The sequence below is a fragment of the Streptomyces sp. SP18BB07 genome (assembly GCF_036322545.1).
Taxonomy (GTDB): Bacteria; Actinomycetota; Actinomycetes; order Streptomycetales; family Streptomycetaceae; genus Streptomyces; species Streptomyces deccanensis.
Map to the genome: position 1 here is coordinate 526,270 of NZ_JAQYWT010000370.1, position 22,382 is coordinate 548,651.

Below are 22,382 nucleotides of genomic sequence, written 5' to 3' on the forward strand. Positions count from 1 at the left end.
GCTCTCGTGTTGTCCCGACTTTCTGGAGAGACAGGCGGCCATGGGCGTACGAGTGCTGCTCATCGAGGACGACGAGACGATCGCCGAACCGCTCGCCGACGGGCTGCGGCACTTCGGCCTGACGGTCCACCACGTGGCGACCGGCGCGGACGGGTTGAGAGGTCCGCACGGCGATGTCGTCCTGCTCGACCTCGGCCTGCCCGACATGGACGGCATCGACGTCTGCCGCGGGATCCGCCGGACCTCCGACGTCCCGATCATCATCCTCAGCGCGCGCGGCGAGGAGGCCGACCGTGTGCTGGGCCTCGAACTCGGCGCCGACGACTACCTGGCGAAACCATTCAGCATCCGCGAGCTGGTCGCCCGGATACGGGCGGTGTCGCGCCGCCACCAACGCCCGGGCAACGGAGGCGACGGAGGCGCGGGCGAAGTGGTGGCCGGGGTCGTCCTGGCCGAGGTCGGGAGGGCGACCGCCGCCGAGGGGACGGCTGGAGTCCGGGCCGGATTTGGGGACGGCTTTGGGAACGGCTTTGGGCTTGGGTCCGTGGCTGGGGCTGGGGCTAGGGCTGGTGAGGCGGCCGAGTTCGACGCCCTGGGCGGGACCCTGGGCGGGAGTTCGGCGTACGGCGCCTGGGCGGCGTCCGCATCGGAGTCGGCGCCGGAGGCCTCAGGTCGGCGGGAGTCGGCGACCGGGGGCAGGGACCGGGCCGGAAGTCGTTTCGGGGCCGGCAGCGACTTCTCGGCCGGCGGTGACTTCGGGGCGGAGGACCGCTACCGGGCGGAGGACCGCTATCGGCCGGGCGACGCTTTCGCGGGCGAGGACTCGGGCCGCGTCGGAGGCGACGGCGCGGGTCGCTCGGGCATCGGGGACGGTCGCCGGGGAGCCGGTGTCGACGCGGCGGGTACGGAGGTCGACGCCACGGGGACCGGCGGTCGAGCAGCGAGTGTCGGCGCTGGAGCCGAGTACGACTGGTCGGCCCCGTACGAAACCCCGGCGCACGGGACACCCACGTACGCCGACCCGCCGCACCACACCCCCGTCTTCGGAAGCCCCGCGCCCGGGGCATCCGCCGCGAGCGCCCCGGCGTACGGCACCCCGGCGTACGGCAGCCCGGCCTACGAGCCCCCGGCCTACGAACCCCCCATGTACGAGCAGGCCCCGCCCGAACCCCGTGCCCCGTCCGGCACCACGGCGGCCGGCGACGGGTCGGCCCCGCCCCCCGGTCCGCTCGTCGTGGACCGGCGAACCCGGCAGGTGTGGGTGGGCGAGGTTCCCGTCGCGCTGACGCCGAAGGAGTTCGAGCTGCTGGCGCTGCTCACCGAGGATCCCGGGGCCGTCTACTCCCGGCAGCAGATCCTCAACCGGGTCTGGGACGACCACTATCAGGGCCCCACCAAGACACTGGACGTCCATGTCGCCACGCTGCGCCGCAAGTTGGGCGACCCGGCGTGGATCCAGACCCTGCGCGGCGTGGGCTTCCGGCTCGCCGTGCGCACGCCGGGGCAGGGACCGGGGAGGCATCGCACGCCGGAGGCGAGGGCGTCATGACCCGGCGTCTGCTGCTGAGTTACCTCAGCCTCGCCGCCCTGGTCCTGCTCGGCCTGGAGATCCCGCTGGGCTTCGTCTACTCCCGGGCCGAGCGCGAGCGGATCGTCAACTCCGCTAACGACGAGGCCGAGTCGGTCGCCGCGTTCGCCGCGCTGTCGCTCTCCGCCCGCCGTCCGGACGAACTCGCCGAACGGGCCAGACACTGCGCGGAGCGCATCGGCGGCAAGGTCGTCATCGTCGACGCGGACGGTGAACTGCTGGCCTCCTCCCACTCCTTGTCCGACGAGGAGAAAGAATCCCTCTCCTCCCTCCCCGAGATCTCGTCCGCGCTCCGGGGCCGCGCCACCACGGACGTCCGTACGACGACGACCGGCGGCGTCCACTACCTGTCCGTGGCGGCCCCGGTGGGCCACGCGACAGCGGACCCCGACGCGGGCACGGAAGGCGACTCGGGCTCGGGCACGGAAGGCGAGCCCGGCTCGGGCGCGGAAAGCGACACGGGGACCGCCGCGGTCTCGTACACCGGCCCCCTCACGACGACCGGCTCGGACACGGCATCGGCCGCCCCCGCGCAGGGCGCCGTGCGGATCACGCTGCCGACCACGATGGTGCACGCTCGGGTGTTCGCGGTGTGGCTGCTGCTGGCGGTGGTCGGGCTCGCCGTGCTCACCGGCGTCGCCGCCGTGGCGTTCGCGTTCGCGCGCTGGACGGGGCGCCCCATCCGGCAGTTGGAGGAGGCCACGCACCGGTTGGCCGAGGGCGGCAGGGCGACCAGTGTGGTGGTCACCTCCGGCCCGCCGGAGGTGCGGAGTCTCGCGGCGGCCTTCAACACGACCGCGGCCCGCCTCGAACATCTGCTGGCCTCCCAGCGGGCGTTCGCCGGCGAGGCCTCGCACCAGCTGAAGACCCCGCTGGCGGCCCTGCGGCTGCGGCTGGAGAACCTGGAACCGGACATCGCCCGGCGCGCCCGGCCCAGCCTCGACGCGGCCGTCACCGAGACCGACCGGCTGGCCCGGATGGTCGAGGGGCTGCTGGCGATGGCCCGGCTGGAGGAGTCGGCGGCCGTCCCCGCCCCGGTCGACCTGGGGGCGATCTGCGCGGAGCGGCACCGTACGTGGGGGCCGTTGTTCGAACGCGAGGGGGTTTCCCTGGTCCTCTTCGCCGGTGTGGTGGGCCCGGTGACAGCCGTCCCCGGAGCCGTGGAGCAGATCCTCGACAACCTCCTCTCCAACGCCCTGCGCGCCTCCCCCGTCGGCAGCACGGTCACCATGGAGCTACGGCTCCTCGTCCCCGCTCGCCGGGCACTGCGCGACGCCCGGCCCAGCTGGGTCGACCTGCATGTCACCGACGAGGGCCCCGGTATGACGCCCGAGCAACGCACCCGCGCGTTCGACCGCTTCTGGCGCGCCCCCGGCGCACCCAAGGGCGGCACCGGGCTCGGCCTCTCCCTCGTCCAGCGGCTCGCCCACGCCAGTGGGGGCGAGGTGACGCTGCGGGAGGCGGCCACGGGCGGCCTGGACGCGGTTGTCCGCCTGCCTTCAGCCGAACCGCCGGGACCGGCCCACGGTCACGGCCACGGCCACGGGTTCGGGGGCCGGCCGGGGCAACGGCGCCGTGAGGCCCCGCCGTTGCCGGCATGAGCGGACGCCGCCCCGCGCCCCTGTCGCGGTCCCCTCGCGCCCTCGTCGGGGCCCTGTCCGCCACGACGTCATGAATTGTCCATGCCCTGTCAACACTGCTCCCCTAAGTTCCATCAGCGCGCGACCCCGCCGCCGACCGTGCGGCGGGCCGGTCAAGGCACACCTTGGAGCGACTGTGGAACGTCGTACTCTCCTCCGCGCGGCCGTACTCGGCGGCACATCGACCGCTTTCGGCGGCACCCTGTGGCGCGGCGCCGCGTACGCCGCGCCGGCCCAGCCCGGTCCCGGCCCGTACGGGGCGCTCGGCTCGGCGGACGCCAACGGCATCCGGCTGCCGAGCGGCTTCACCAGCCGGGTGATCGCCCGTTCCGGCCAGACCGTTCCCGGGACGGCGTACACCTGGCACAACGCCCCCGACGGCGGCGCCTGTTACGCGGACGGCAGCGGGTGGATCTATGTCTCCAACTCGGAGATCAACCCGTCCGGGGGCGCGAGCGCGGTGCGATTCTCGTCGACGGGCGCGGTGACGTCGGCGTACCGCATCCTGTCCGGCACCCGGCAGAACTGCGCCGGCGGGCAGACGCCCTGGAACACCTGGCTGTCCTGCGAGGAGGTCGACCGGGGCTACGTCTACGAGACGGACCCGTGGGGTGCGAAGGCGGCGGTCCGCCGGGACGCGATGGGCCGTTTCAAGCACGAGGCGGCGGCCGCCGACCCCACCCGGGGCGTCGTCTACATGACCGAGGACGTCACCGACGGCTGCTTCTACCGCTTCCGGCCCACGACCTGGGGCAACCTGTCGTCGGGCACGCTGGAGGTCCTGGTGGCCGGCAGCGGCACCAGCGGGCCGGTGACCTGGTCCCGGGTCCCGGACCCCACCGGTGCCACCGCCACCCGCAACCAGGTGTCCGGCGCCAAGCGCTTCAACGGCGGCGAGGGGTGCTACTACGCCGACAACACCTGCTGGTTCACGACGAAGGGCGACAACCGCGTCTGGCAGTACGACGCCGCCGCCCAGACCATCGAACTCGCCTACGACGACTCGCTGGTCACCGGCGGAACGGCCCCGCTCACCGGCGTCGACAACGTGACAGGTACCTCCTCGGGCGACCTCTACGTCGCCGAGGACGGCGGCTCCATGGAGATCTGCCTCATCACCCCGAACGACACCATCTCCCCCTTCCTCCGCGTCGAAGGCCAGTCCGCCTCCGAGATCACCGGCCCCGCCTTCTCCCCCGACGGCCGCCGCCTCTACTTCTCCAGCCAGCGCGGGACCAGCGGCAGTTCGTCGGGCGGGATCACGTACGAGGTGACGGGTCCTTTCCGGTCCGCATAAACGCAAACCGCGGAAAGAAATATCGAACTCATTGTCATCCCAGACTTGTTCGATTTTCCTTCTGCTAGGTTCAGCGCGTGGTCATGCCCAATGAATCGGGGCCGGAGAGCTTCGGAGTCGGCGCCCGTCCGCGCAAGGTTCTTCTGGCTGCATGCGGTACTCGCGGGGATGTACAACCCTTTCTCGCATTGGCCGTGGCGCTGCGTCGCCACGGCCATCAGCCGTTATTGGCGGCACCTTCCGCATACGCTCCCGAAGCGGCCGCGTACGGCGTCGATTTCGCCGCGATCGACGACGGACCGACCCGGATCCTCGACGAGACGGCGACCCGGCGGATCATCGACGGCGGCCTGATGGGGATGCGGGGGAAGATCGCGGCCGCGCGGACCGTCGCCCGGCTGAAACACCTGATGATCGCCCCACTGAGGGACGTGGCGGCCATCGCGCACGACCACGGTGACGTGGCGGCGGTGGTGCATTCGGCGGCGTTCCCCGTCCAGCACGTCGCCGACATACTGGGCGTGCCCGCCGTCGTCGTGGCGCTCCAACCGGGCTGGATCCCCACCGACGCGTTCCCCTGCCCGCTGCTGCCGCTCCCCCGGGTGCCGCGCTTCCTGAACCGGAGCACGTACGCCGTGGTCGCGGCGGCCCAGCGGTCGCCCGAGGTGGAACGCTGGCGGACGGGCGAACTGGGGCTGGCGCCACGCCGGCCCGGTGCGTGGCAGTGGCTGCGGGACCCCGAGGGCCGACGGCGCCCGGTGTTCCAGCCGTTCAGCCGGCACATCACCCCGGTCGACCCGGCGTGGGGCGCGTCCGTACGCACCACGGGGTTCTGGTATCTGCCGGCGCGCCCCGACTGGACGCCGCCCAGGGCGCTGAGCCGGTTCCTGGACGAGGGCCCGCCCCCCGTGTACATCGGCTTCGGCAGCATGACCGGCACCCGGGCCCGCCGGAACCACGCGCTGGTCACGGAGGCGGTCCGCCGCACCGGCGTACGGGCCGTCGTCGCGACCGGCTGGGGCGGCATCGGCGCGCCGACCAGGAACTCCGCCCCGCTGCCGTCGAACATCCTGATGATCGAACAGGCCCCGCACGACTGGCTCTTCCCGCGTACGGCCGCGATCGTCCACCACGGCGGCCCGGGGACGGTAGGAGCCGCCCTCGCCGCGGGCCGCCCCCAGGTCCTCTGCCCCCACATGGGCGACCAGACCCACTGGTCCGCCCGGATGCGAGCTCTGGGCGTCGCCCCCGCTCCCCTCACCGCCCACGCCCTCACCGCGCCCCGGCTCGCGGAGGCGATCAGCACGGCGGTGACGGACCGCCACCTGGCCCACCGGGCGGATGAGATCGCAGGCCTCGTCCGGGCCGAGGACGGTGTCGACGCGGCGGTGAATTCCCTACTGGGCCATGTCAGGTGATCCCGTCCTCTCCCCATTCAGTCCGATCCCGTCCTCTCCCCATTCAGTCCGATCCCTGTCCTCTCCCCACTCAGTCAATTCCCCTCGACTTCCCCCTCGACTTCCCCCCACAAGTCATGAACAGAAAGCCCCCGAGTGCTGCAAATCCCTTTCTCCGACGTCACCATCGAGCCCGGGACCGTCATCTCCTGGTCCCTGCACACGAGGCACTCCCCCCACGACGGACAGAATTCCCCCACCGAATCGGCCCCGTGCACATCGGCCTCGTTCAATCAGGACAAGCACCATTCGTCGTCCGAGGCGACCCGGAGTACGAGCGACGGGATCGCCAGTTCGATCACGGTCACCTTCGAGATCGCGGGCCGACCGGACACCGCGGCCCTCGAAGGGGCGCTCCTGCTCCTCGTACGGCGCCACGAGGTGCTCCGCAGCCGGTTCCGGCGTCTGGCCGGTGACCTCAACTGCACGGCGCTGGCGCCCGACTCCATCGCCCTGGAGGCGGACGTGGTCGGCCACTTCCACAGCGGGGACGATCTGCACATCCACCTCGACAAGACGTTCAAGAGCATCGACACGCTCTCCTGGCCGCTGTTCCTGATGGGCGCGGTGGTCCGCGAGAACAGCGCGACGGTCTACCTCTGCTTCGACCACATCGTGTGCGACGGCCTGTCCATGCCCGTCGTCGTGAACGAACTCCAGAGCTCGTACGCCGCCCTCTCGGCCGGACGCACCCCGGAACTCCCGCCCGCTGCCAGCTACTTGACCTTCGCCGACGACCAGCGGCGTCGCTACGCCTCACTCGGCCCCGACGACGACCGCCTGCGCTACTGGAAGGACTTCATCCGCGGCAACGGCGGCCTCTTCCCCAGGTTCCCCTTCGACCTGGGCGTACCGGAGGGTGACCTGTACCCCTTGGCGAACCGGGCGTACCCCCTCCTCGACCCGCACCGAACCGAAGCCCTGGCGGCGGGCGCCCGCGCCTCGGGCGGCAGCGTCTTCACCGCCGTACTGGCCGCGGCGGCGACGGCCCAGCACCGTTTCGGGGGGCCGGGGGTCTACCGGGGCCTGCTCCCCATCAGCGAACGGACGGACGAGGGGCGGAACGGAGCGGCGCCGAACCCGTGGCAGCACTCCGTCGGCTGGTTCGTGAACACGATGCCGATCGAGTTCCGGGTGGGTGAGGGCGGCACGGACCACGCCACCACCATCGCGCGGGCCCGCGCGGCGTACGGCGAGCTGCAGCGGCACACCGACGTCCCCTTCGTACGGGCGTGGGAGTTGCTGGCCCCGGAGAGCTTCGCGCTGCACCACTGGCCGCACCCGGTGAACTTCTTCTCCTACATCGACTTCCGCAGGACCCCCGGTGGCCCCCGACACCCGCTGTGGAAGCCGATGTTGCACGTCTGGGCGGCCCGCGGCAACGGCATCAGCCACTGGTTCCACCGCACCGCGACCGGCCTCCACGTCAACATGCTGCACGTCGACACACCCCAGGCACACGAGATCGGCGACGCCCTCCACGACGAACTCCTACGGGTCCTCCGGGAGATCGCGGGCGAACGGGACAGCGTGCCGGTCCCCATCCCGCGCCCGTCCCGGGAGAGGCCGGCTGTGCGGAGCTGACCGCCGCGGCACCACATCGAGGGGCGGCGGCCGGCCCTTCGCCCTGCCGCCGCCCCTCACGCGAACTCGTGCACGACCTCGATCTCGCCCACGATGTGCGCGTTGAACTCCTCCAGTTCCTCCGCCGGCACCCAGAGCTCGAGAATCGTCCTCCCGCCGGCCTGCCGCACCGGGTACCGCCGCAGGAACTCCGTCTCGACCTCGAACCGCGTGACGTACCCCGCCCCGTCGTGCTTCACGTTCCAGTCCCGAGCGATCTTGACGGCGTACTCCTCGTCGAGCACCGGGTAGAAGATCGGCTGCTCAGGAAGCCGGGGCGGCCAGGCCCGCCATCCCGCTTCCCGCACCAACCCCAACTCCACGGGGCCGGTCGGCCGCCACAGGGTCGTCGTCTCTCGCTGCCCGCTCACGGAACGCACCACTCTCCGAACCCGGCGCCCGCGGTTCGGCACGCCGGGCGGCGACACTACCGACACGCGGGTGGGAGAGGCACGGGAAATACGGCCCGCGCCGGCCGTCCCGGAGGCTCAGCGACCCACCTATCCCTGTGACCCACGTCACACCCGACTTCTGTCAGCAACCGGGGCGCCATCTCGTTCAGGAGGCACGCGAACGAGACAGGAGCATCGCCATGAAGCACCGCATCGTCGTTCTCGGCGCCGGATACGCCGGAACCTTCGCCGCCGGGAACCTGGCCCGTCGGCTCTCCCCCGCCGACACCGAGATCACCGTCGTCAACGCCGTACCCGACTTCGTCGAGCGGATGCGGCTCCACCAGTTCGCGAGCGGACGGGACCTCACGCCCCGCCCGCTCACCGACGTGTTCGCGGGCACCGGGGTGCGGCTGCGCGTGGCGCGCGTCACCGGCATCGACCCCGAGAGCGGGACGGTCGCCGTGACGGGCGAGACCGGGGACGGCCGGCTCACCTACGACACCCTGCTCTACGCGCTCGGCAGCTCCGTCGCCGACCACGGCGTGCCCGGGGTGGCCGAGCACGCCTACGACGTGACCGGCAGGGCCTCGGCGGTACGGCTGCGGGAGCGCCTGGCCGAACTGGACGCGGGCGGCACCGTCCTGGTCGTCGGCGAGGGGCTGACCGGCATCGAGACCGCCACCGAGTTCGCCGAGTCCCGGCCCGACCTCTCGGTCGCGCTCGCCGCCCGTGGTGAGCTGGGCGCCTGGCTGAGCCCCAAGGCCCGCCGACACCTGCGCCGGGCCTTCGACCGGCTGGGCGTCACCGTCCACGAGCACACCGACGTCACCGCCGTCGAGCCGACACGGGCGATCAGCGCCGACGGTACGTCCCTCGCGGCCGACGTGACCGTCTGGTCGGCCGGATTCGCCGTGCACCCCATCGCGGCCGCCGCCGGCCTGCGGGTCGCCGAGACGGGCCAGCTGGTCGTCGACCGCACCATGCGCTCGGTGTCGCACCCGGACATCTACGCCGCCGGCGACAGCGCCTACGCGATCGGCGACAACGGCCGGCCGCTGCCGATGTCCTGCGCCTCGGCCGGCTACACCAACATGCAGGCGACCGCCGCGATCATCGCGCGCCTGACCGGCCGTGAGGTCCCGACGGTCGGGCTGAAGTACGTCGGCAACCACATCAGCCTCGGGCAGCGGGACGCGATCTTCCAGATGGTGGACGGGGAGGCCAGGTCGAAGTCCTGGTACCTGGGCGGCCGAACCGCCGCCCGACTCAAGGCGGGCGTCCTCAGGGGGGCCGCTCTGAGCATCGCCCACCCGACCTTCGGCATACCGAAGCGAGGGCGACGGCTGGCCGCCGTGCCCGACCGGAGTGGTGTGGCCGTGGCGGGGACAAGGTGAAGGCCGCTGGTGCGAACCCCACGGCGTGAAGACCCAGTTGTGAAGACCCAGTTGTGAAGACCCAGTTGTGACGGCCCAGTTGTGACGGCACTGCGGTGAAGGCACTGCGGTGAAGGCACTGCTGGTGATGGCGCTGTTGTGAAGACCGCCGCATAGGGTCGTGTGTATGGACACCGCAGCCATCGACCGATTCGAGGCCGGCCGGGGACGGCTGGCCTCGCTCGCGTACCGTCTGCTCGGCTCGGCGGCCGACGCCGAGGATGCCGTGCAGGACACGTTCCTGCGCTGGCAGGCCGCGGACCGGGACCAGATCCAGGTGCCGGAAGCCTGGCTGACCAAGGTCGTCACCCATCTCTGCCTGGACCGGCTCCGCTCGGCGCATGCCCGCCACGAGCGCGCGGTCGGAGACTGGTTGCCCGAGCCGCTCCTCGAGGGCGACCCGATGCTGGGCCCCGCCGAGACCTTCGAACAGCGCGAATCGGTGTCCCTGGCCGTGCTGACCCTGATGGAACGCCTCTCGCCGGTGGAGCGAGCCGCCTATGTCCTGCGCGAGGCCTTCTCGTACCCCCACGCCGAGATCGCCGGGATCCTCGACATCACCGAGTCCGCGAGCCAGCAGCATGTGCACCGGGCTCGGCGCCGGGTCGCCGCCGAGCGTCGCGGTGGCGAGGCGGTGGATCCCGCGTCCGCGCGCAAGGTCGTCGAGGAGTTCCTCGCGGCGGCCACGTCGGGGCGCACCGAACGGCTGGTGGCGCTGCTCACCGCCGACGCGACCGCGGTCTCGGACGGGGCCGGGCTGGCCAGGCGGCTGCTGCGGTACAGGACGCCGGAGCGCATCGCGTCCCTCGTGCGGGCCGGCTTCAAGCCGACCGCGGCGAAGCGGCGGATGGCAGGCGGGTCCCCGGTGATGCACATCGCGACGGTCAACGGCTCGCCGGCCGTCGTCGCGGTGGTCGAGGGCCGGGTCGTGGGGGCCGTGGCGTTCGATGTAGCGGACGGCAAGGTGGCGGCCCTGCGGGGCATCGCCGCGGCGGACCGCCTCGGCCGCCTGAACGAGGCCTGGCAGCGGCACGAGCCGGGGGCGCCGGTCGTGAGCGCGTGGTGAGGGAGAGCGGCGGGACGCTGTGACCTGGGTCGGCGCGGGAACAGCGGCAGGCGGCGCCTCTGTCGATGACGCCGCCTGCCTCTAGCCTTCGGTGACCCTTCGCTGGCTCAATCCCGCCGGATCAGTTCCGGGTCGATACGGCGTCCGACGAGCGGCAGGGCGCCGAGCGCGGCGACGGCGACCGCGCCGAGTGCGCAGGCGAGCAGCAGGGGGATGCCGGCGCCGTCCCAGTAGACGGCGCCGCCGCCGGTCACGAGGTAGCTGGACTCGGCGAGCTTGCCCAGCACGACGGCGAGGGCCAGGCCGACGGCCAACGGCACGACGACCTGGGCGACTTGGACGGCCCGCAGCGTACGGGGCCGCGCCCCCAGCAGCGACAGGGCGGTGACCTGGGGCTTCCGCTCGACGGCCCGGTCCGTGGCGGCGACGAGGTAGGCGGCGACACCGATGACGAGCCCCAGCACCATCCCGATGCCCAACAGACTCTTCACCACGGTGATCTGCTGCAACGACGTGACCACCACCCCCGGCGTACCGACCTCGGTGGTGGGATCCACGCCCCCGATGCCATCGAGCACGGCACGGACGGTTTCGGGGGCGGAGCTGCTGTAGAGGTGGAGGGTGGCCCGGTCCGGGCGGAAGCCCTCCGGCAGGGCCGAGGGCGGCAGGAGCACGTCTCCGCTGCTGAAGATCGGCCAGCCCGAATAGCCGCTGAACCTCACGGTCTCTCGCGGCACCTCCACGCTCACGGCCCGCCGGTCGTTCCCTCTCCGCATGTCGAAGAGGAAGCTCGCGCCCGGCTTGCTGTCCTCTTCGTAGACCTGCGTCGGATCCCAGAGGCGTACGGGGCGGTCGTCCACGCATCTGTCGATCCTCGGCAGGATTCCGCGCAGATGGTCGCAGGTGGCCACCACGGCGTAGATGCTCGGCACCACATGGTCGACGTCGGTGTTCGTGCGGGACCCCAGGACCAGGGCATGCGCGCGTACACCCTTCACGTCCTGCAGGGCCCGTTGCTTCTCTTCGGTGACTCCTTCGAGGGGGACGTTGTACTGCTGGATGGGCAAGGTGTTCTTGCTGACCTGGTCGAGTTCGATCAACACTCCCTGCACCAGCGACGCCGCGAAGACCAGGACCACGAGTCCGGTGGCCACCCGGAGCGCGCCCCCGGGTTCTACCTCGTTGCGCCGCATGGCCAGGCCGAGGGAGATCGAGTGGGTGGAGCGGGCAGCTCTTCGGGCGAGGCTCCGTGAGAAGACCGGCAGCAGCATCACGAGCCCGGTGCCGACCAGGAGCACGGCGAGGGGCATGAGGATCGAGGAGAGGTCGGTGTCGCGGGGAGCGTGACCCGTAGCACCAGCCACGCAGTACCCGAGGACGATGCCAAGCCCCGGGACCAGCGGAAGCAGCCCCCATTTCCCGGGCGCCCTCTCCACCGCACCGCGCCGGACGGCCAGTGGCTCGGCTGCCGCTTTCCTCGCGCTCGCCCGGCCCACGAACCACGCGAGTGCGGGACAGCCGACGAGACAGACGAGGGCGGTGGACAAGGAGAGCGCTCCGTCGGAGGGGTACCACTTGAAGCCCGGCACCCCCACGCGCGAGATGAGCTGGTTGGCGATGCCGTAGACGCCCAATCCCAGCACGGACCCCAGGAAGGCCGCCGCCACGGTCTCGGCAGCGTTGACTCTTTGGGTGCCCTTCCTGCTCAGACCCAGCAGCCGAAGCGCGGCCAGCCGGCGGGTGCGAGCGGCCGCGGAGAGCCGGGCGCACACGGAGAGAAAGACCGCCAGGGGCAGGAGGACGACCCCCGCGAGGGTGAAGCGAACGATGTCGAGAGTCGACGGTTCCACGGTGGGCGAGTCGGCGTACTCATTGCCGAAGAAGGCGACGGACTCGCTGTCCACTGCCAACTCGTCCTTGCGGGATCCGATGTACGCGTACAACTCGTCGGGGTGAGCCAGCCCCCGGGGGCCGATGATCCCTCGCTCCGCACCTGGCAGAAGTTGCCTCAGGTGGGACTCCCGCCGCAGTACCTCGCTCAGCCGGGGCGAGACGTACAACTCGCCCGGAGCGGGGATGTCCCGCAGACCCGGCGGCGGCTCGAGCGGTTCGCTCCCCCGGGCCAGAAAGACCCGGGTGAGCGGTTCCGAACCGTAGGGGTCCGTCCGGACCACCCCGTAGGAGTCGCGTGCGGAGGCGGCACAGGCGTAACGGTGGGGGTCCATGGCGCACCCCGGTTGACGCGCCGCCTTCCGCGCGTCCTGTGCGGCCAGAATCCCGGGGATCGTGAGAACGACGGCCAGGCAGCTCACTCCGACTGCGCTGCCCACGACCATGAGCAGGAAGCGCACCCGGCTCCCCCTCCCGGCCCCCATCAACAGCCTTAGCCCCAGGGCGAGTTCCCTCACGACACCTCCCTCACCTGAGCCGAGAGAACGCCGTCGCACATCGTGTAGCGGCTGTCCGCGCGGGCCGCTACCTCGGAGTCGTGCGTCACCAGCACCACCGCCGTCCCTTGCGAACGGGCGAGGGTCAGGAACTCGTCGAGCACGGCCGTGGCGTTGGCGCTGTCCAGTGATCCGGTCGGTTCGTCGGCGAAGACCACGGCGGGGCGGTGCACCAGGGCACGGGCCACCGCGATGCGCTGGCTCTGCCCTCCGGACACCTGTGAGGGCCGGCGCTCCCGCAGGTCCGCGAGGCCGAGCCGGCCCAGCACCTCTCCGGCTGCGGCGAAGGCCTCCTTCTTGCGCTGTCCGGCGAGCCGCAGGGGCAGCGCCGTGTTCTCCTCCACCGTCAACTCGGGCAGGAGTTCGCCGTATTGGAAGACGAACCCGAACCGTTCCCGGCGCAGCTTGCTGAGGGCCTCGTCGTCGAGACCGCCGAGGGAGCGCCCCTCGAAGCGGACTTCGCCCCGGGCCACGGGCAACACTCCGGCCAAGCAGTACAGCAGGGAGGACTTCCCCGAACCGCTCTGTCCGGTGATCGCCGCGACCTCCCCCCGGCTCAGGGCGATGTCGGCGTTCTTGACTGCGGGAGTCTCACCGTAGAAAAGGTCGACACCCTTGGCGAGCAGGACTTCTGACGTCTTGATCTCAATCCCCTAAGAAGAGCACGAGCCCAGGCGGTTGACGCCTGGGCCGCGGGTGCCGGGTGGGTTCAGCGCAGCGTGTACGAGAAGCTGCGGGTGGGTGAGCAGTTGTCCGGCCGCAGCGAGCCACGGTCCCGGCACGCCCGGAGTTTCGCGTCGTCCGTGTACTGCTGCGCGCCGCTCCAGTCGGAGTGGCGCATCTCCACCGTCCTCCCCTGCTTTCCGTAGTACCGGGCCCAGCCGTGCCCTTCGACCCGGACCTGCACGTACACGTTGTGGCCGTCCTCCGGCTCCGCGTCCTTGAGATCGCCGGTCCACTCGAAGGAACCGTGGTCGGTACCGGGGGGATTGAACTCGTACACTCCCTTCGAGAATTGGACGCCGGTCGACCTGAGCGTCGGGATGCTCCCCTTCTGCGCCGCCAGCGCGGCACCCGCCCCTGTGAGGATCAGCCCGGCCGCCACCACCCCGGCCATTGCCTTCTTCATGCGCACCTCCGCGATCACCAGTAGCCCAGTCGCCACCGATCATCACGGACTGTAACGCCCCAACTTCACACAGAAACGATCGATCTACCCAACCGCCACCGAAACAGGTGATCTTGAAGCACACGGAGCGCAACCACCCAAAACCCCAAGCCCCAAGCCCCAAAACACAGAAGGCGGCACCCCCCGCACGGGGTGCCGCCTTCTTTCGTGGGCCGGAGCCGCCGCCCATCGGTGAGGGTCGGTCGGGGACGAGCGGCGGTTCCGGGGCTGGTGGGAGCCGGAGGCTACCGGTGGTCGCTCCCCGTCGACTGCGACGCCGCGCGCCCCGCCTCCAGGCGGGCCACGGGGATGCGGAACGGGGAACAGGAGACGTAGTCGAGGCCGACCTCGTGGAAGAAGTGGACCGACTCCGGGTCACCGCCGTGCTCGCCGCAGACGCCGAGCTTGAGGTCGGGGCGGGTCGCACGGCCCGCCTCCGCCGCCAGCTTCACCAGGGAGCCCACGCCGTCCTTGTCGATCGTCTCGAACGGGCTGACCCCGAAGATGCCCTTCTCCAGGTACGCCGTGAAGAAGGACGCCTCGACGTCGTCGCGGCTGAAGCCCCACACCGTCTGCGTCAGGTCGTTCGTGCCGAAGGAGAAGAACTCCGCCGCCTCCGCGATCTGACCGGCCGTGAGCGCGGCGCGTGGCAGTTCGATCATCGTGCCGATCGACAGCTTCAGCGACACCCCCGTCGCCGCCTCGACCTCCGCGATCACCGCGTCGGCCTCCTCGCGGACGATCTCCAGCTCCTGGACCGTGCCGACGAGGGGGATCATGATCTCGGCGCGCGGGTCGCCCTTGGCGTTCTTGCGCTCGGCGGCCGCCTCCGCGATGGCGCGGACCTGCATCGTGAACAGGCCGGGGATCACCAGGCCGAGGCGTACACCGCGCAGGCCCAGCATCGGGTTCTGCTCGTGCAGGCGGTGGACGGCCTGGAGCAGGCGCAGCTCGTTCTCGTGGGGCTCCTGGCGGGACTCCGCCAGGGCCACGCGGACCGAGAGTTCCGTGATGTCGGGGAGGAACTCGTGCAGCGGCGGGTCGAGGAGGCGGACCGTCACCGGGAGGCCGTCCATCGCGGAGAACAGCTCCACGAAGTCCTGCTTCTGGAGCGGCAGCAGGGCCTTCAGGGACTCCTCGCGCTCCACCTCCGTGTCGGCCAGGATCAGGCGTTCGACCAGCTCACGGCGGTCGCCGAGGAACATGTGCTCCGTACGGCACAGGCCGATGCCCTGGGCGCCGAAGCGACGGGCGCGCAGCGCGTCCTCGGCGTTGTCGGCGTTGGCGCGCACCCGCAGCCGGCGCTTGCGGTCGGCGAAGGCCATGATGCGGTGGACCGCCTCGACCAGTTCGTCGGCGTCCTGGGCACCCGCGTGCATCCGGCCCTCGAAGTACTCCACGACGGGGGACGGCACGACCGGGACCTCGCCCAGGTAGACCTTGCCGGACGAGCCGTCGATGGAGATCAGGTCGCCCTCCTCCACCACGTGGCCGCCCGGCACCGTCATCCGGCGGCGCTTGGTGTCGACCTCCAGCTCCTCCGCGCCGCACACGCACGTCTTGCCCATGCCGCGCGCGACCACGGCCGCGTGGGAGGTCTTGCCGCCGCGCGAGGTCAGGATGCCCTCGGCCGCGATCATGCCGTCGAGGTCGTCGGGGTTGGTCTCGCGGCGGACCAGGATGACCTTCTCGCCCGAACGCGACCACTTCACGGCCGTGTACGAGTCGAAGACGGCCTTGCCGACCGCCGCGCCCGGGGAGGCGGCGATGCCGCGGCCCACCTGCGCGACCTTCGCGTCCTCGTCGAAGCGGGGGAACATCAGCTGCGCGAGCTGGGCGCCCGTGACCCGCTGGAGGGCCTCCGCCTCGTCGATCAGACCCTGGTCCACCAGCTGGGTCGCGATACGGAAGGCCGCGCCTGCCGTGCGCTTGCCCACCCGCGTCTGCAGCATCCACAGCTGGCCGCGCTCGATGGTGAACTCGATGTCGCAGAGATCCTTGTAGTGGTTCTCCAGGGTCTCCATGATCTGCATCAGCTGGTCGTACGACTTCTTGTCGATCGACTCCAGCTCCGCCAGCGGGACGGTGTTGCGGATGCCCGCGACCACGTCCTCGCCCTGGGCGTTCTGCAGGTAGTCGCCGTAGACGCCCTGGTGGCCGGAGGCGGGGTCGCGGGTGAAGGCGACGCCGGTGCCGGAGTCGGGGCCCAGGTTGCCGAAGACCATCGAACAGACGTTGACCGCCGTGCCGAGGTCGCCGGGGATGCGCTCCTGGCGGCGGTAGAGCTTGGCGCGGTCGGTGTTCCAGGAGTCGAAGACGGCGTGGATGGCGAGGTCCATCTGCTCGCGCGGGTCCTGCGGGAAGTCCCGGCCGGCCTCGGTCTTGACGATCTTCTTGAACTTGGTGACGAGCTTCTTGAGGTCGGCCGCCTCCAGCTCGGTGTCGACCGTGACCTTCTTGGCCGTCTTCGCCGCCTCCAGCGCCTCCTCGAAGAGGTCGCCGTCGACGCCGAGCACCGTCTTGCCGAACATCTGGATGAGGCGGCGGTAGGAGTCCCAGGCGAAGCGGTCGTCGCCGGCCTGCTTGGCCAGGCCCTGGACCGACTTGTCGGAGAGGCCGATGTTGAGGACCGTGTCCATCATTCCGGGCATCGAGAACTTCGCGCCGGAGCGGACCGAGACGAGGAGCGGGTCGTCGGCCTGGCCGAGCTTCTTGCCCATCTTCTCCTCGAGGGCCACGAGGTGGGCGGTGACCTCGTCACGCAGTGCCGCGGGCTCGTCGCCGCTGTCGAGGTAGACCTTGCAGGCCTCGGTGGTGATGGTGAAGCCGGGAGGCACGGGGAGACCGAGGTTGGTCATCTCGGCGAGGTTCGCACCCTTGCCGCCGAGGAGGTCCTTGAGGTCCTTGTTGCCTTCGGTGAAGTCATAAACAAACTTCACGCCCTCAACACTCTGAGCTACGTGGCCTACGTGGGGATCTTTGTTTTCCGACACAGGTCCCAACTCCTTGAGGACGCGGTGGCTGCCCTGACGGCGAGGAACATACCCAGATCGAAGGCACCTGGGTACGTCCACTTGCGCGTCATGCGCCTGTAACCACCCGTCCGCCAGGAGATCGAAAGTCAAGGCTTGGCAAGGAACGGAGCCGATATGTGTTCACTTCTTGAAGGCGGCCAGCCCCACCTGGCCGCCATTCTGCTCACATGAGCAGCATTCGGCACGCCTGAGTTCGCTCGATGAACGATCAAAGGGTGGCACCGAGTGCCACCCTTTGAAGTCGCAGAGCCGCCCACGATTCGCTCATCTGAGCGCAGCCTCTATCAGAGGTGGCGAGAATCACGCCGTTCGAAGGGGCCCGGTTTCACCATGCGGACCGCTCCACGGGACGGAAACACCCCCGTCACACCCCCAGCGCGACCAGCCGCTGCTCGGCCCGCTCCGGCGCGTACAGATGCTCGACGACCAGTGCACCCGCTCCCACCAGCCCCGCCCGCTCCCCCAGCTTCGAGGTCACCACGTCCAGATTTGCCGTGGAGCGGGGCAGGGCACGCTGGTAGAGCAGTTCACGGACGCCGGTGAGGAAGGGGGTTCCGGCCAAATCGCCGGCGATCATCAGGACGCCCGGGTTCAGCAGGGTCACCACCGTCGCCAGGACGTCCCCCACGGCCCGGCCCGCCTCCCGCGCGAGCGCCGTCGCCCCCGGGTGACCGGCGACCAGCAGATCCCGCACATCTGAGCCGGACGCCGCCGGAACCCCGGCCTCCGCCAGCCGTCGGGCCACCGCGCCGCCGCTCGCGACCGCCGCCAGACAGCCGTACGAGCCGCACTTGCACAGCGCCTCGGCGCCCTCCGGGACCCGGATGTGGCCGATGTCGCCGGCGCCGCCGTCGATCCCCCGGTATATCGAGCCGCCGACCACGACTCCGGCGCCGATGCCCGTGGAGACCTTGACCAGCGCGAACGCCGAGCAGTCGGCGTATGCCGCGCGCTGCTCCCCGTACGCCATGAGGTTGGCGTCGTTGTCGACGAGGACCGGTGTCCCGGCGGGCCCGGACGCGTGGTCGGTGAAGGCGCGGGCCAGGCGGCCCCTTATGTCGTAGCCGTCCCAGCCGGGCATGATCGGCGGCTGGACGACACGGCCGGTGTCGATGTCGACCGGGCCGGGGACCGCGAGGCCGATGCCGCAGACCGCGTCGGCCGGGCGGCCCGCCTTCTCCAGCAACTCGGCGAACCAGCGGCCGAGTTCGTCCAGTACGGCGTCGGGGCCCTCCTCGATGACCAGGGTGCCGGTGTGCTCGGCCTGGATCTCGCCCGTGAGGGAGAGAACGGCGGCGCGGGCGTGGCGGGTGTCGAGGTCGGCGACGAGGACGACCGCGTGCTCGTCGTCGAACTCCAGGGTGATGGAGGGGCGGCCGCCGAGCGGCGAGTCGACGGGGCCGCCGGCGCCCTCGCGGAGCCAGCCCGCGCGGAAGAGCCGGTCCAGGCGCTGGCCGACGGTCGCCCGGGAGAGCCCTGTGGCCTGCTGGAGCGCGCCACGGGTGGTGGCCCGGCCGCTGCGGACCAGCTCCAGCAGATCTCCTGCGCCGGCGTGACTGCCCACCTTCACGGCCCTTCCGCTCATGTCGTCCTCGGTGCCGCCATTGTCGCGGCCTCAGAAGAATCCGTTCCCGCTCACCCTCTTGCGTTCACCAACTCTGCATTACATATTGAGTTTTGCGTGTTAAGTAGACGTAACCCTACGGTAGCTACCGCCGAACCGGTCGGCACCTTCTCCTCAGGGAGCCCCGCGTGAACCGCACAACCCAGCTCACCGCCCGTCGGCCCGGCACGAGAATCCGCGCCGGGGTCGACGTATACGATCCGGCCGGTTCGACGCACCGCGCGGCGGCCGAGGTGCTGGCGGCCAACTGGACGGGCCGGTCCACCGTGCCGTCGCGCACGCTGTATCCGCACCAGTGGTCGTGGGACTCGGCGTTCATCGCGATCGGCCTGCGGCATCTGTCGCCGCTGCGGGCGCAGACCGAGCTGGAGACGCTGCTCGCCGCGCGGTGGGGGGACGGGCGGATCCCGCACATCGTCTTCAACCCCTCGGTGCCGCTGGACGCGTACTTCCCGAGCCCCGACTTCTGGCGCTCCTCGACCGCGGGACGCGCCGCCGGTGCCCCGCGCACGACCGAGACCTCGGGCATCGTGCAGCCGCCGGTGCACGCGCTGGCGGCGTGGCTGGTGCACCTGGCCGATCCGGAGCTGTCGCGGGCGCGTGGCTTCCTGGCCCGGGTCTATCCGGGGCTGGCCGCCTGGCACCGCTATCTGCTGGACCGCCGGGACCTGGGCGGCGGCGGACTGGCCTCGGTCGTCCACCCCTGGGAGCAGGGCATGGACAACAGCCCCTCCTGGGACGCGCCCCTCGCCCGGATCACCCCGGCCCCGGCCCGTTCCTTCCGGCGTGCCGACCTCGACCACGGAGCGGCCGAGGACCGGCCGACGGATCTGGACTACGGGCGGTACGTGCGACTGGCGGCGGACTACCGGGACGCGGGATACCGGGATCGGCCGGGCAGGGAGAGCGGAGCCGGGGCGGGGGAGTTCGCCGTCGAGGATCCGGCGTTCAACGCGCTGCTCATCGCCTCCGAGTACGCCCTCGCCCGGATCGCGAAGGAGTTGGGCGCGTCGGGGACGGCCCGGCACGCGCGCGCCGAACGGCTGACGGCGGCCCTGGTGGAGCGGCTGTGGGACCCGGCGGAGGGCATGTTCCTCTGCCGGGACGTCACCACCGGCACCCTCCTGCCCGAGCGCGGTGTCTCCGGTCTGATCCCCCTCCTGCTCCCGGGGCTGCCCCGGGACATCGCCGCCGCCCTCGTCCGCACGGTGCACGGCCCGCACTTCGGGCTCGGCGACACCACCCTGCTCGTCCCGTCGTACGACCTGACCGGCGAGGCCTTCGATCCGCACCGCTACTGGCGCGGCCCCGCCTGGTTCAACACCAACTGGATGCTGGAGCGGGGGCTCAGGCTGCACGGGGAGCCGGGGCGGGCCGACGCGCTGCGGAGGGCGTTGCTGGAGACGGCGACGGCGTCCGGGTTCGCCGAGTACGTGGACCCGTACACCGGTGAGGCGTGCGGTGCGGTCGGTTTCGGCTGGACGGCCGCACTCACCCTCGACCTGCTGCATCGGGACGACCACGGTCACCCGCCCACCCGGGAGCGGCACCACGGCCGGGAGCGGCACCACGTACGGCACCACGACACCAACGAGGCCAAGTTCGGCATGAGTGACCAGGGAGGGGACCGGGGATGACGGACCGGCATCACCTGCTCGTGCGCGGCGGGACGTTCGCCGCCGTGAGCGACGGCGGCGACATCAGCGGGGTGCGGGGCGGCAGTTCACCGGACGGGCTGTTCGTCCGGGACGCCCGGCATCTGAGCCGGTGGCAGCTGACCGTCGACGGCGCGGTTCCCGAGACGCTGACACCGGTCGCGGACGGCGACGTCGCGCGCTGTGTGCTCGTGCCCCGGGGCGGCCGCCGGGAGCCGCCCGCGTACACGCTCTTCCGTGAACAGGCCGTCTCCGACAGCGCGTTCGTGGAGACGCTGCGCGTCACCAGCAACCGGCCGGTGGCGTCGACGGTCCGGATCGCCCTCACCGTCGACGCCGACTTCACCGACCAGTTCGAGTTGCGCTCCGACTTCCGTACGTACGCCAAGAGCGGCGTCATCAGGAGGCGTGAAGTCCTCGACGACGGGGTGGAGTTCAGCTACCGGCGCGGCGAGTGGCGGTCCTGCACGACGGTGACGGCCGAGCCCGCGCCGGACGGTGTGGAGGAGACCGGGACGGGCGCGCGGCGGCTCGTCTGGGCCCTCGATGTCGCGCCGCACGGCTCGGCGGAACTGACCTGCCGGGTGATGGCACGGACGCACGGCGACCGCCGGGCCCTGCGGGTGCCGCGTTCCCCGGCCGCCGTGCACGAACAACTGCGCGCGGCGGAGGACGAGTTCGTGGAGGGCGTGGCCTTCCCCACCGGCTGGCCCGAGCTGGCCGCCGCGTGTGCGCGCGGCCTCGCCGATCTCGCCGCGCTCCAGGTCCCGGCGACTGGTCCGGACGGCGAGACGCTCCGGGTGCCCGCCGCCGGGGCGCCCTGGTTCCTCACCCTCCTGGGCCGGGACGCCCTGCTGACCTCACTCTTCACGCTCCCCTACCGGCCGGAGCCGGCCGCCGCCACGCTGCTCGCGCTCGCCGCCGCCCAGGCGACCGAGGTCGCCGCCGACTCGGTGGCCCAGCCCGGCAAGATCGTGCACGAGATGCGTCACGGTGAGCTGGCGCACTTCAGGCAGGTCCCGTACGGCCGCTACTACGGCTCGGTGGACGCGACCCCGCTCTTCCTCGTCCTGCTCGGCACGTACGTCGAGCAGACCGGGGACGTCACCCTGGCCCGCCGTCTCGAACCCCACGCGCGGGCCGCGATCGGCTGGATGCTCGACCACGGCGGCCTCACCTCGCGCGGCTATCTCGTCTACCGCGCCGACCAGGGCGGCCTCGCCAACCAGAACTGGAAGGACTCCCCCGGCGCGATCTGCTCCGCCGACGGCAGCCGGCCCGTCGCCGGGCCGGTGATGGCGGCGGGCGCGCAGGGCTACGCGTACGACGCGCTGCGTCGTACCGCCGTGCTGGCCCGCACGGTGTGGGAGGACGAGGTGTACGCGGCGCTCCTGGAGCAGGCCGCGGGTGATCTGCGCGACCGGTTCCAGCGGGACTTCTGGATGCCCGGACACGGTTTCCCCGCGCTGGCGTTGGACGCGGAGGGCGGGCAGGTCGACGCGCTCGCCTCGGACGCGGGGCATCTGCTGTGGTCGGGGCTGCTGGACAAGGAGTACGGGAAGGTGGTGGGGCGGCGGTTGCTGGAGCCGGACTTCTTCTCCGGGTGGGGGGTGCGGACGCTGGCCGCCGGGCAGCCGGCGTACCACCCGCTGTCGTACCACCGGGGATCGGTGTGGCCGCACGACAACGCGCTGATCACGCTGGGGCTCGCGCGGTACGGGCTGCACGACGAGGCGCGGGCGGTGGCCTCCGGCATGGTGGACGCGGCGTCGGCGGCCGGGCATCGGCTGCCGGAGGTGTTGGCCGGGTACGGGAGGGACACGCATCCGGCGCCGGTGCCGTATCCGCACGCGTGCGTGCGGGAGTCGCGGTCCGCGGCGGCGCCGTTGGCGTTGTTGACGGCGGTGGGGGGCGCGTAGGACGCCGTCGGGGGGTGGGGTGCCTAGGCGCCGTT

At 71.6% G+C, this 22,382-nt stretch carries 15 protein-coding genes; 9 read left to right on the forward strand and 6 right to left on the reverse strand.

The genetic code is table 11. The features are described 5' to 3' along the window. Nucleotides 1-40: 40 nt before the first annotated feature. From PUR53_RS48470 to PUR53_RS47810, 5 genes are all read left to right on the forward strand, one after another. Nucleotides 41-1,549: a winged helix-turn-helix domain-containing protein gene (locus tag PUR53_RS48470; RefSeq protein WP_443080452.1), complete on the forward strand. Its 1,509-nt coding sequence runs from the start codon at nt 41-43 to the stop codon at nt 1,547-1,549. Beyond that, the gene (locus PUR53_RS47795) at nt 1,546-3,189 is read left to right on the forward strand and encodes a sensor histidine kinase (RefSeq protein WP_329912606.1); all 1,644 of its coding nucleotides are present in this window, start codon (nt 1,546-1,548) and stop codon (nt 3,187-3,189) included. Before PUR53_RS48470 ends, PUR53_RS47795 begins: the two co-directional genes overlap by 4 nt. A gap of 175 nt (nt 3,190-3,364) precedes the next feature. Continuing rightward, nucleotides 3,365-4,525: an alkaline phosphatase PhoX gene (locus PUR53_RS47800; protein ID WP_329899363.1), complete on the forward strand. Its 1,161-nt coding sequence runs from the start codon at nt 3,365-3,367 to the stop codon at nt 4,523-4,525. Nucleotides 4,526-4,608: 83 nt separating this feature from the next. Beyond that, nucleotides 4,609-5,943: a glycosyltransferase gene (locus PUR53_RS47805; protein ID WP_329912607.1), complete on the forward strand. Its 1,335-nt coding sequence runs from the start codon at nt 4,609-4,611 to the stop codon at nt 5,941-5,943. 135 nt (nt 5,944-6,078) lie between these two features. Then, entirely contained in the window at nt 6,079-7,566 is a 1,488-nt protein-coding gene (locus tag PUR53_RS47810) for a condensation domain-containing protein (protein WP_329912608.1), read from the forward strand. A 56-nt stretch (nt 7,567-7,622) separates the two neighbouring features. Here PUR53_RS47810 and PUR53_RS47815 read toward each other — a convergent pair whose 3' ends face one another. Next, a complete protein-coding gene (locus PUR53_RS47815; RefSeq protein WP_329899366.1) occupies nt 7,623-7,976 on the reverse strand; it encodes a hypothetical protein in 354 nt (117 codons plus the stop codon). Nucleotides 7,977-8,197: 221 nt separating this feature from the next. On the opposite strand from PUR53_RS47815, the gene PUR53_RS47820 reads away from it, so the two are divergent. Further along, on the forward strand, nt 8,198-9,394 hold the full coding sequence (locus PUR53_RS47820) for an NAD(P)/FAD-dependent oxidoreductase (protein WP_329899367.1): 1,197 nt from the start codon (nt 8,198-8,200) through the stop codon (nt 9,392-9,394). Nucleotides 9,395-9,560: 166 nt separating this feature from the next. Next, nucleotides 9,561-10,499 carry a sigma-70 family RNA polymerase sigma factor gene (locus PUR53_RS47825; RefSeq protein ID WP_329899368.1) on the forward strand — a complete coding sequence of 313 codons (939 nt, stop codon included), beginning with the start codon at nt 9,561-9,563 and terminating at the stop codon, nt 10,497-10,499. A 107-nt stretch (nt 10,500-10,606) separates the two neighbouring features. On the opposite strand, the gene PUR53_RS47830 is transcribed toward PUR53_RS47825, so the two are convergent. The 5 genes from PUR53_RS47830 to PUR53_RS47850 all read right to left on the reverse strand — a co-directional run bounded on the left by PUR53_RS47830 (nt 10,607) and on the right by PUR53_RS47850 (nt 18,734). Then, nucleotides 10,607-12,907, reverse strand: coding sequence for an FtsX-like permease family protein (locus PUR53_RS47830; RefSeq protein ID WP_329899369.1), 2,301 nt, complete (start codon nt 12,905-12,907; stop codon nt 10,607-10,609). Beyond that, nucleotides 12,904-13,596, reverse strand: coding sequence for an ABC transporter ATP-binding protein (locus PUR53_RS47835; RefSeq protein ID WP_443078214.1), 693 nt, complete (start codon nt 13,594-13,596; stop codon nt 12,904-12,906). Before PUR53_RS47835 ends, PUR53_RS47830 begins: the two co-directional genes overlap by 4 nt. Before the next feature lie 59 nt (nt 13,597-13,655). Further along, the gene (locus PUR53_RS47840) at nt 13,656-14,075 is read right to left on the reverse strand and encodes a hypothetical protein (protein WP_329899370.1); all 420 of its coding nucleotides are present in this window, start codon (nt 14,073-14,075) and stop codon (nt 13,656-13,658) included. A gap of 284 nt (nt 14,076-14,359) precedes the next feature. After that, nucleotides 14,360-17,107, reverse strand: a complete 2,748-nt coding sequence (gene ppdK, locus PUR53_RS47845; RefSeq protein ID WP_443078209.1) for a pyruvate, phosphate dikinase — start codon at nt 17,105-17,107, stop codon at nt 14,360-14,362. Between the two features lie 406 nt (nt 17,108-17,513). Further along, entirely contained in the window at nt 17,514-18,734 is a 1,221-nt protein-coding gene (locus tag PUR53_RS47850; RefSeq protein ID WP_329899372.1) for an ROK family protein, read from the reverse strand. Nucleotides 18,735-18,901: 167 nt separating this feature from the next. On the opposite strand from PUR53_RS47850, the gene PUR53_RS47855 reads away from it, so the two are divergent. Continuing rightward, a complete protein-coding gene (locus PUR53_RS47855) occupies nt 18,902-20,410 on the forward strand; it encodes an MGH1-like glycoside hydrolase domain-containing protein (protein ID WP_443078210.1) in 1,509 nt (502 codons plus the stop codon). After that, the gene (locus tag PUR53_RS47860; RefSeq protein ID WP_329899373.1) at nt 20,407-22,347 is read left to right on the forward strand and encodes an amylo-alpha-1,6-glucosidase; all 1,941 of its coding nucleotides are present in this window, start codon (nt 20,407-20,409) and stop codon (nt 22,345-22,347) included. The genes PUR53_RS47855 and PUR53_RS47860 overlap by 4 nt, the downstream gene beginning before the upstream one ends. Nucleotides 22,348-22,382: the final 35 nt, after the last annotated feature.